We start from the raw sequence: 8,917 nt of genomic DNA, 5'->3' as shown, positions 1-8,917 counted from the left end.
CCCCCGTGCCGTTCCCCGCCCGTCATCGGCCGGCCGGCGCCCGGCACGGGGAGTGACGGCATGCCGACGCATTGACAGCACCACCCGCGCGTCCATCAATGAACTCAGCAACTGAGTACAGCCTCAGCGCCTCATCCCCCACCCCCTTGGAGGCTCTGTGAACGGACGCAGGCTGGTCACGTGGCTCGCCCTGACGTCGCTCTTCCTCGCGAGCGGCGCGCACGCGAGCGCCGGTGCCGACGAGTACGGAGCGGCGGAGCCCGCCGCGCGGCAGTACCGCGTCGTCGGGCCGAGCACGCCGCAGGAGCGCACCGAGGTCTCCCGCACCGGCGCGGCGATCGACGGCGTCGAGGACGGCGCGCTCGTCATCACCGCCACGGAGCGGGAGGCGGCCGCCGTCGGACGGCTCGGCTTCCCGACCACCGAGATCGCGGAACCGTCCCCGATGGACTTCCCGCCCAGTGACTCCGACTACCACGACTATGCCGAGATGATGGCCGCGATCCGCCAGGCGGCGGCCGACCACCCGTCCCTGGTACGCACCACCGTCATCGGGCGCTCCTACGAGGGGCGCGACATCGTCGCGGTGAAGATCAGCGACAACGCCGCGGCCGACCAGGACCGGCCCGAGGTGCTGTTCACCCACCACCAGCACGCACGCGAGCACCTCACGGTGGAGATGGCCCTCTACCTGATCGACCTGTTCACCGACGGCTACGGCACGGACTCCGAGATCACCCGGCTGCTGCGCTCCCGCGAGATCTGGATCGTGCCCGACGTCAACCCCGACGGCGGCGAGTACGACATCGCCACCGGCTCCTACCGGAGCTGGCGCAAGAACCGCCAGCCGAACTCCGGGGGCAGCGCGGGGACCGACCTCAACCGCAACTGGGACTACCGGTGGGGCTGCTGCGGCGGCTCCTCCGGCACCCCGTCGAGCAGCACCTACCGGGGCGCGGCGCCGGAGTCGGCACCCGAGGTGCGGGTGGTCGCCGACTTCGTCCGCGGCCGGGTGGTCGGCGGCGAGCAGCAGATCGAGATCGCGATCGACTTCCACACCTACGGCGAGCTGATCCTGTGGCCCTACGGCTACACCTACGCCGACGTGGCACCCGGCATGACCCGGGACGACTACGACGCGCACGCGGCGCTCGGCCGGCTCATGGCGGAGTCCAACGGCTACACGCCGCAGCAGGCCAGCGACCTGTACATCACCGACGGGTCGATCGACGACTGGCTGTGGGGCGACCAGGGCATCTTCGCCTACACCTTCGAGATGTACCCCGCCGGCGCCGCCGGCGGCGGCTTCTACCCGCCCGACGAGGTCATCGGGCGGGAGACGGCCCGCAACCGCGAGGCCGTGCTCGAGCTGGTCGACCACGCCGACTGCCCGTACCGGGCCATCGGCAAGGAGGCGCAGTACTGCTGACCGGGCTCCGCGGCGCCTGAGTGGCGCGGGCGGTCCGCCGGCGGTCCCCCGCCGGCGGACCGCCCGTCGGTGTGCCCGCGTCCGGGCCGCCGCCCGCCGCCGGCGGAGGAGTCCCGGCGCGCTGTCCGCGCCAGCCCGGGAGCGTTCCCACCCGTCATCAGGGCCGCGAGCAGGGTTATCGGACGCGCTGCGAAACCAAGCGTTGACAGCGGGTTGACACGGACGTAACTTGCTATTCGGAAAGCGCTTACAGCACTCGATCGAGTCCGCCGCCGGCACACCGGGTCGCGACCGGCCCCGGCGGCACCACCTGGCGACGCGGCCAGGTCCGAGCACCGCGGCGGCGCGGCCGAGTCGCCGGCAGGTGTCCCCCGCTCAACGAGCTCCTTCCGAGTGAGCCTTCCCACCGAGGATCGACACACCATGCGAAAAGCGCAGCAGTCCCCCACCTCCCGCCGTTCCCGCGCCGCCGTGCTGCCCGCCGCCGTCGCGGCCCTGGCCGCCGGAATCTCCCTGGCGGCCGCCGCCCCCGCGGCCCCCGACACCGCCGACACCCCGCTCGCCGACGGCCTGACCGGCTGGGCCACCCAGAACGGCGGCACCACCGGCGGAGCCGGCGGCGGCACCGTGACCGTCACCTCCGGCGCCGCACTCGTCGACGCGCTGGAGACCGAGGGCCCGCTGACCATCCGGGTCTCCGGCACCGTGACGCTGGACGGCATGAACGACATCACGTCGGACAAGACGCTCATCGGCGTCGGGTCCAACGCCACCATCACCGGCGGCGGCATCGACGTGGACGAAGCCCACAACGTCATCATCCGCAACCTGCACTTCCGCGACTGGGACGACGACGCGATCAACCTGCAGGACGGCTCCACCAACGTCTGGGTCGACCACAACAGCTTCACCGGCGGAAACGACGGCGCGGTCGACGTCAAGCGCGAGTCGGACTTCGTCACGATCTCGTGGAACCACTTCTACGACCACGACAAGACGTCCCTCGTCGGCCACAGCGACAGCAACACCGCCGACGCCGGCCACCTGCGGGTGACCTACCACCACAACTTCTTCGACGGCACCGAGACCCGCCACCCGCGCGTGCGGTTCTCCGCGAGTGTGCACGTGTACAACAACTACTACCTCGACAACGAGGAGTACGGCGTCGCCTCGACGATGGACGCCCGGGTCCTCGTCGAGAACAACTACTTCGAGAACGTCGACAACCCCACACACGTCGGCTACGCCTCCTCCGACCCCGGGCTGCTGACCGCGCGCGGCAACTTCCTCGACAACTCCGGCGCGGTGGAGACCGACGGCAGCGTCGCCACTCCGCCCTACTCCTACTCGCTGGACAACGCGGCGGACGTCCCGAGCATCGTGCGCGGCGGCGCCGGCGCCGGCAGGATCTGACCCGCCTCCGGACCCCGCCGGGACCGTGGGCGCGACGGACTCGCCCCGCCCTCACGGAAAGCGCTTCCCAAACTGGGCGGCGCACCCGGCCCCGGAACACGCACCGCGCGCCGGCCGCACCCCGGCCGGCGCGCGGCCCCGTTTCGCGACCGGTTCCCGCTCCCCGGGCCGCGGCGCGGGAACCGGCGGAGCGCGGCGGTGCGTGCGCGCCCCCGGTCGAGGGGGCGGGCGGAGGAGGACCTCCTTGAGCGGGTACGTCCTTCCCAGGCTCATGGGCCGGTGCCCCGCGCCCGCCGGGGGCGGCCGGGCGCCGCCGGGGGACGCTGGGTCACCGGCCGTCCCACGGGGCGCCTCCCCTCCACGGGCACGCGGTCCTCCTTCCACTCGTGCGGGCCGCCCGCGCGGCCTCGGGTGCGCGGCCGGCGCGGCCCCGCCGTCCGGGGCCGCTCACCACCGGACGGGGATCCGGGCCGGCATGATCGCCATGCGGTCCGGGCACCACGGGATCTGCTCCGGGGGGACGGCGAGCGCCACGTGCGGCAGCCGGTCGAGCAGGACCCCGAACGCCAGCTCCGTGACGCGGCGGCTGAAGTACGCGCCGGGGCAGTAGTGCGGTCCGTGCCCGAAGCGCATGTGCGGGTTGGGCGCGCGGTCGGGGTCGAAGTCGTCGGGGCCGGGGAACGCCTCGGGGTCGAAGTTGGCGGCGTCCGTGGACAGCAGCACGAGGTCGCCGCGGCTCAGGGCCGCCCCGCCGAGTTCGGTGTCCTCGGTGACGATGCGGGCCAGGCCGTTGCCAAGGACGACGCTGACCCGCAGCAGCTCCTCGACGTGGCGGGGCATCCGGTCCGGGTGCTCGCGCAGGTCGCGCACGGCCTCCGGACGGCGCAGCAGGTTGATCGCCGCCACGCCGAGCAGGCTGGCCAGGTCCTCGTACCCGGAGACGAACAGCACCGCGGCGATGTTGGCGAGCTGGCGGTCGTCGAGCCGCCCCGGCCCGGTGTTGCGGTCGGCGAGCCGGAACAGCAGCCCCTCGTGCGGGAGGCGCGAGCGGTCGGCGGCCCGGTCCAGCAGGTAGTCCCGCAGGCGGGCCCAGTTCTCGGCGACGACCTCCGCGGGGATGCACATGGTGAGGTCGGTGTCAGCCCATTCCGCGAGCCGGGGCAGGTCATCCGGGGGCAGGCCGATCACCCGGCACAGGGCGCGGCCGGCCACCCACTCGGCGAAGTGCCTCTGCAGGTCGCCGGGTTGGCCCGTCCGCACCATCGCCTCCAGCCCCTCGCGGGCCGTGGCCCGGACCCACGCATCGGGCCAGTCGGGCTGCTCGCGCCCCAGCGCCCGGCGCACCTCGTCGAGCAGCCCGGCCCGCCGGAGGTAGTCGAGGGCGCCCATGAGTTCGGGCGCCAGGATGGGGGTGTCCTGCACCGGGCTGCCAGGGTCGCCCGCCTGGCTCCGGGCGAACCGCGGACTGCGCGTGACCTGCCGGATCTCGGCGTGGCCGGTGACCAGCCACGCCGGATCCCCGGAGTTGGTCCGCACCCGGGCCACGGGGCAGGTGCGGACGAGGTCGGCGAGTTCGGGGGCGAGCCGGTCGCCGCGGTCGCTGAAGGGGTACCGCGGCAGGCGGTCGGTCGGTCGCACGGGGGTCGGCTCCTCGGAGGGTCGGGGGTGTTCGGGCTACCAGCGGACGGGGAGGGCGAGCGGCGCGCGCAGCGGGTTCTCCTCGTCCCAGTCGAGGCGGTCGGCCGGCACGGCGAGCTCCAGCCCGGGGAAGCGGTGCAGCAGCGTGGCCAGGGCGACCCGCAGTTGCAGGCGGGTCAGGTGGCCGCCCGGGCAGTAGTGCGGGCCGTGGCCGAACGCCAGGTGCGGGTTGGGGGTCCGTTCGAGGTCGACCCGGTCGGCGTCCGGGAACACCGCGCCGTCCCGGTTGGCGGAGGCGATCACGGGCAGCACCGCCTCGCCGGCCCGGATCCGGCGTCCGCACAGCGTGAGGTCCTCGGTGGCGACGGTGACCACGATGGCGTTCATCAGCGGGACGTGGCGCAGCAGCTCCTCGACGGCGGACGGCAGCAGCTCCGGCGCCTCTCGGAGCCGGCGCGGCCGGCCGGGGTCGGCGAGCAGCGTCAGCAGGGCGTTGCCGAGGTGCTGCACGTTGGTCTTGTAGCCGGCCATCAGCACGCTGGCGGCGAAGCTGACCAGCTCCTCGCGGGTCAGCCCGGTCTGGGTGCCGACCCCGGCCAGCAGCTCGCCGAGGAGGTCGTCGCCGGGGTCGGTGCGGCGGCGCTCGATGAGCTCGGTGACGTACTCCTGGAGCGCCGCGAGCGCGGCGAGCACCTCGTCGAGCGGGAGCGCCGTGGCGCGCAGCACGGCGTCGGTGAGCGGAAGGTAGCGGTCGCGCTCCTCGTAGGGGAAGCCGACGACGTCGCACAGCACCATGAGGGGCAGCGGTTCCGTGAAGCCCGCGACGAGGTCGGCCGGCGGTCCGGCCGCCTCGACTCCGCCGGCCAGCCGTTCGGCCAGCGCCCGCACCCGGGGCGCGTAGCGCGCGACCCGGCGCGGGCTGAACAGCGGGGCGATGATCCGCCGCACCCGGGCGTGCTGGTCGCCGGTCATCTCCAGCAGCGTGCGGACCCCCAGGCCGGCGTGCTCGGCGGCGGGCCGGCCGGGCGGCCACTCCGACATCAGCGGGCGCACCAGCCTCGGGTCGGCGAGCACGGCGCGCACGTCCTCGTGGCGGGTGACCAGCCAGGCGCTGTCCCCCCGGGGGGTACGCACCCGGGCGATCGGCTGGTCGGCGCGCAGGGCGGCGTAGGCGCACGGCGGTCCAGGGGTGCCGGGCGCCGGTGCGGGCAGCTCGATGGCCGTGTCCTGGGGGGTCATGGCGCGGGGTCCTCCTCCGGGCGGCGCGGCGGCGCGGTCGGCGCGGTCCGGGCAGGGCGTTCGATGTAGCCGGACGCGAAGAGGTGGTCGAGGTAGCGGTCCAGGAGGGCGGCGTCGACGGGCGGGCACTCCAGGCCGCTGCCGGCCAGGGCCCGCTCGGCGTTGGTCCGGTCGAGGGCGGGAAAGACGCCGTCGAGGTACATCTCCTTGACCGAGATGTCGGCCTTGTTGCCGCGGTCGACGCACAGCGAGACGAAGGGGGCCGTGGGGGTGGTGGGGTTGCGGGCGACGTGCCGGACGAGTTCGGCGACCCACTGCGGATAGGGCAGCGTGCGGACGCCGCAGCCGGCCGCGCGCATCCGCTCCAGCACGTCGGCGAGGGTGCCGGGACGGGGGTTCGTGAGGTGGTAGACGCGGCCGTCGGCCCGGTGGCGGGTGGCGATGTGCACGACGGCGTCGGCGAGGTGGTCGACGGGGACGAAGTCCATGGGGAGCGCGATGTCGGGGGCGACACCGGTCTCGGCGATCATCTTGAACAGCGAGCAGATGGCGGTCTCGGTGTTGCAGGCGCCGCGGCTGCGGTCGCCGGTGACCTCGTAGGGCCGGTGGATCGCGACCGGCAGCCCGCGGCGGGCGGCCTCGGCCAGGAGGCGTTCGGCCACCCACTTGCTCTCGGCGTAGCCCATGGTGAGCCGGTCGGCGTGGTCGAGGGGGCGGTCCTCGGCCACGTGCCGCACGCCCGCGGTGCCGAACCCGGCCAGCACCGCGACCGTGGACAGGAAGTGCACGGGCACCCGGCGCGGGGCGGCCAGCCGGACGATCTCGCGGGTGCCCGCCACGTTGGCGGCGCGCAGCGCGGTGTAGGGGTACAGGAAGTTGACCTGCGCGGCGGAGTGGACGACGAGGTCGAGCCGTCCGGCCAGGTCGGCGGCGTGCGCGGGGTCGAGCCCCAGGCCGGGGGCGGTGAGGTCGGCGGGGAAGCAGGAGAGGCGCTCCTCGGCCCCTTCGGCGGACAGGCCGTAGCGGGCGAGGTTGCCGAGCACCCGGCGGCGGGCGTGCTGCTCGGTGCGGGCGCGCACCGGGCAGTGGATCCGGGCGCCGGTGGCGCGCAGCAGCCGGTCGAGCAGGAAGGCACCGACGAAGCCGCTCGCACCGGTGAGCAGGACGTCGGCGGGCCGGTCCCACCGGGGTTCCGGGCCGCGCGCGGGCGGCGGTTCGAAACCGAGCCGCGCCTCGCTCGCGAAGTCGATCCGGGGTTCGCCGGCCCGCGCGGCCGGTCTGCCGTCGCGGACCCGGCGCACCGCCGCGGTGAACCCGTCCAGCGTGGGGTCGTCCAGCAGCGCGCGGACGAGGGCGCTGCCGTGCTCGGCACCGACGCCGAGCACGGCGAGGGTGCGGGTGACCGCCTCGGCGGCCAGCAGGGAGTCGCCGCCGAGCCCGAAGAAGCCGTCGCCGGGATCGGGGCGGACGCCGAGGGTGAGCCGCCAGATCTCGGCGAGCGTGTCGCGCAGCCCCGCGACCTCCGCCGGCGCGGCTCCCGCGGGGGCCGCGCCGGGGGCGGGGAGCAGCCCGGCGAGCGCGCGGCGGTCCACCTTGCCGGCCGAGGTGACCGGGAAGCCGGTGAGGGCCGTGATCCGGGACGGGACGGCGGCGGCCGGCAGCCACGCGGCGCACGCCCGGCGCAGCGCGACGGTGTCCACCGGGTGGTCGGCGCGCGCGGGGGTGACGTAGGCGACGAGGGCGCCGCCCCCGTCGGGGGCGGCGGCGAGTTCGACGACCGCCTCGCCGACGTCGGGGTGCGCACGCAGCCGCGCCTCGACCTCGTCGGGTTCGATCCGGTGGCCGCGCAGCTTGATCTGCCGGTCGACCCGGCCCAGGTACTCCAGCGCGCCGTCCGGCCGCCAGGCCGCGCGGTCGCCGGTGCGGTAGAGGCGCTCCCCCAGCGGGGTCACCACGAACCGCTCGGCGGTCAGCCGGGGGTCGCCGAGGTAGCCGAGCGCGAGGCCGTCGCCGCCGACCAGGAGTTCGCCCGGCTCCCCGACCCCGGCCGGGGAGCCGTCGGGGCGCAGCACGAAGCAGGTGGAGTTGGCGAGCGGCCGGCCGATCGGCACGGTGCGGGCGTCGGCGGGCAGCCCGCGCACGAAGTGCAGCGTGGAGACGACGGTGTTCTCGGTGGGGCCGTAGAAGTTGACGAGGTCGGTGCCGGGGCAGGCGGCCAGGACGGCGCGGGCGAGGTCGGGATCCATCGCCTCGCCGCCGGCGGAGACGAAGCGCAGCCGGTCGAACGCGCCCGGCCGGGTGCGGGCGACGTGGTGGAAGACGCTGGTGGTGAGGTAGGCGATGCTCACCGCCTCGGCGTTCAGCCGGTCCGCCAGGGCGGCGGGCGACAGCAGCTCCTCGCGGTCGATGAGGACGAGGCTGGCCCCGCCGAGCAACCCGGACCAGATCTCGATGGTGGAGGCGTCGGAGGACAGCCCGTAGGCGTGCAGCACCCGGTCGTCGGGGCCCGGGTGCGGGAGGCCGGGGTCGGAGAGAGCGAGCCGGACGACGCCGCGGTGCGGCACGGCGACGGCCTTGGGGCGGCCGGTGGAGCCGGACGTGAACATCACGTAGGCGGGGTCGGTGGCGGCGGTGCCGGACGGCGGCGCGGGCGCCGGCGCCGGCGGGCCGGCGGGCCGGCCGCCGGGCGCGAGGTCGACCCGGGCCCGCAGCCGGCGGAGCCGGCAGGTGCTGCCGGGCAGGACCACGGCGGTACGGACGTCGGCGTCCTCGGCCATGGCGCGCAGGCGGGCGGGCGGGTGGTCGTCGTCCAGCGGGACGTAGTACGCGCCGGCCTTGAGGATGCCGAGGAAGGCCACCAGGGCCTCGATCGACCGCCGCCCGCAGACGCCGACGGCGGATCCGGGGCCGGCACCGGCGGAGAGCAGCCGGGCGGCGAGCGCGTCGGAGCGGACGCTCAGCTCCCCGTAGGTGATGGCGGCGCCGTGGTGGCGGGCGGCGGCCGCCTCGGGCAGCGCCCGCGCCCGCTCCTCGAACAGCTCGTGCAGGCATCGGTCGCGGGGGTAGGCCGTGGTCGCGGAGCCGGGCCGGGCGGTCACCGGCCGGCACTCGGCGCCGTCTGCACCGAGGTCGGTGGTCGTCATGCGGTCGTTCCCTTCGTCGCCCCTGGCGGGGCGGGGGGGTACGGAGGTACGGAGG

Annotated in this window: 5 protein-coding genes; 2 read left to right on the top strand and 3 right to left on the bottom strand. The window is 75.4% G+C overall.

The features are described 5' to 3' along the window. Positions 1–157 precede the first annotated feature (157 nt). Together DEF28_RS23760 and DEF28_RS23755 are read left to right on the top strand one after the other, a co-directional pair. Positions 158–1,429, top strand: coding sequence for a M14 family metallopeptidase (locus DEF28_RS23760; RefSeq protein ID WP_114400035.1), 1,272 nt, complete (start codon positions 158–160; stop codon positions 1,427–1,429). Positions 1,430–1,852: 423 nt separating this feature from the next. Next, positions 1,853–2,842 (top strand): pectate lyase family protein, encoded by a 990-nt coding sequence (locus DEF28_RS23755; protein ID WP_114400036.1) that lies wholly within the window; start codon positions 1,853–1,855, stop codon positions 2,840–2,842. 447 nt (positions 2,843–3,289) lie between these two features. On the opposite strand, the gene DEF28_RS23750 is transcribed toward DEF28_RS23755, so the two are convergent. Genes DEF28_RS23750 through DEF28_RS23740 form a run of 3 tightly spaced genes read right to left on the bottom strand, consistent with a single transcriptional unit; the run spans position 3,290 to position 8,862 of the window. Beyond that, complete coding sequence (locus DEF28_RS23750) at positions 3,290–4,480, bottom strand: cytochrome P450 (RefSeq protein WP_114400037.1); 1,191 nt, start codon at positions 4,478–4,480, stop codon at positions 3,290–3,292. Between the two features lie 36 nt (positions 4,481–4,516). Then, positions 4,517–5,719 (bottom strand): cytochrome P450, encoded by a 1,203-nt coding sequence (locus DEF28_RS23745; RefSeq protein WP_114400038.1) that lies wholly within the window; start codon positions 5,717–5,719, stop codon positions 4,517–4,519. Beyond that, complete coding sequence (locus DEF28_RS23740) at positions 5,716–8,862, bottom strand: amino acid adenylation domain-containing protein (RefSeq protein ID WP_114400039.1); 3,147 nt, start codon at positions 8,860–8,862, stop codon at positions 5,716–5,718. The genes DEF28_RS23745 and DEF28_RS23740 overlap by 4 nt, the downstream gene beginning before the upstream one ends. Positions 8,863–8,917 lie beyond the last annotated feature (55 nt).

Source organism: Marinitenerispora sediminis (assembly GCF_003336425.1).
Classification (GTDB): domain Bacteria; phylum Actinomycetota; class Actinomycetes; order Streptosporangiales; family Streptosporangiaceae; genus Marinitenerispora; species Marinitenerispora sediminis.
The sequence above is the reverse complement of the archived record's forward strand: the minus strand, read 5'-3'. Positions and strand labels throughout refer to the sequence as shown.

What these genes read in the sequence shown, in the direction of transcription:
- DEF28_RS23740 (WP_114400039.1), bottom strand. Translation starts at nt 8,862, where the DNA reads ATGACGACCACCGACCTCGGTGCAGACGGCGCCGAGTGCCGGCCGGTG.
- DEF28_RS23755 (WP_114400036.1), top strand. Translation starts at nt 1,853, where the DNA reads ATGCGAAAAGCGCAGCAGTCCCCCACCTCCCGCCGTTCCCGCGCCGCC.
- DEF28_RS23745 (WP_114400038.1), bottom strand. Translation starts at nt 5,719, where the DNA reads ATGACCCCCCAGGACACGGCCATCGAGCTGCCCGCACCGGCGCCCGGC.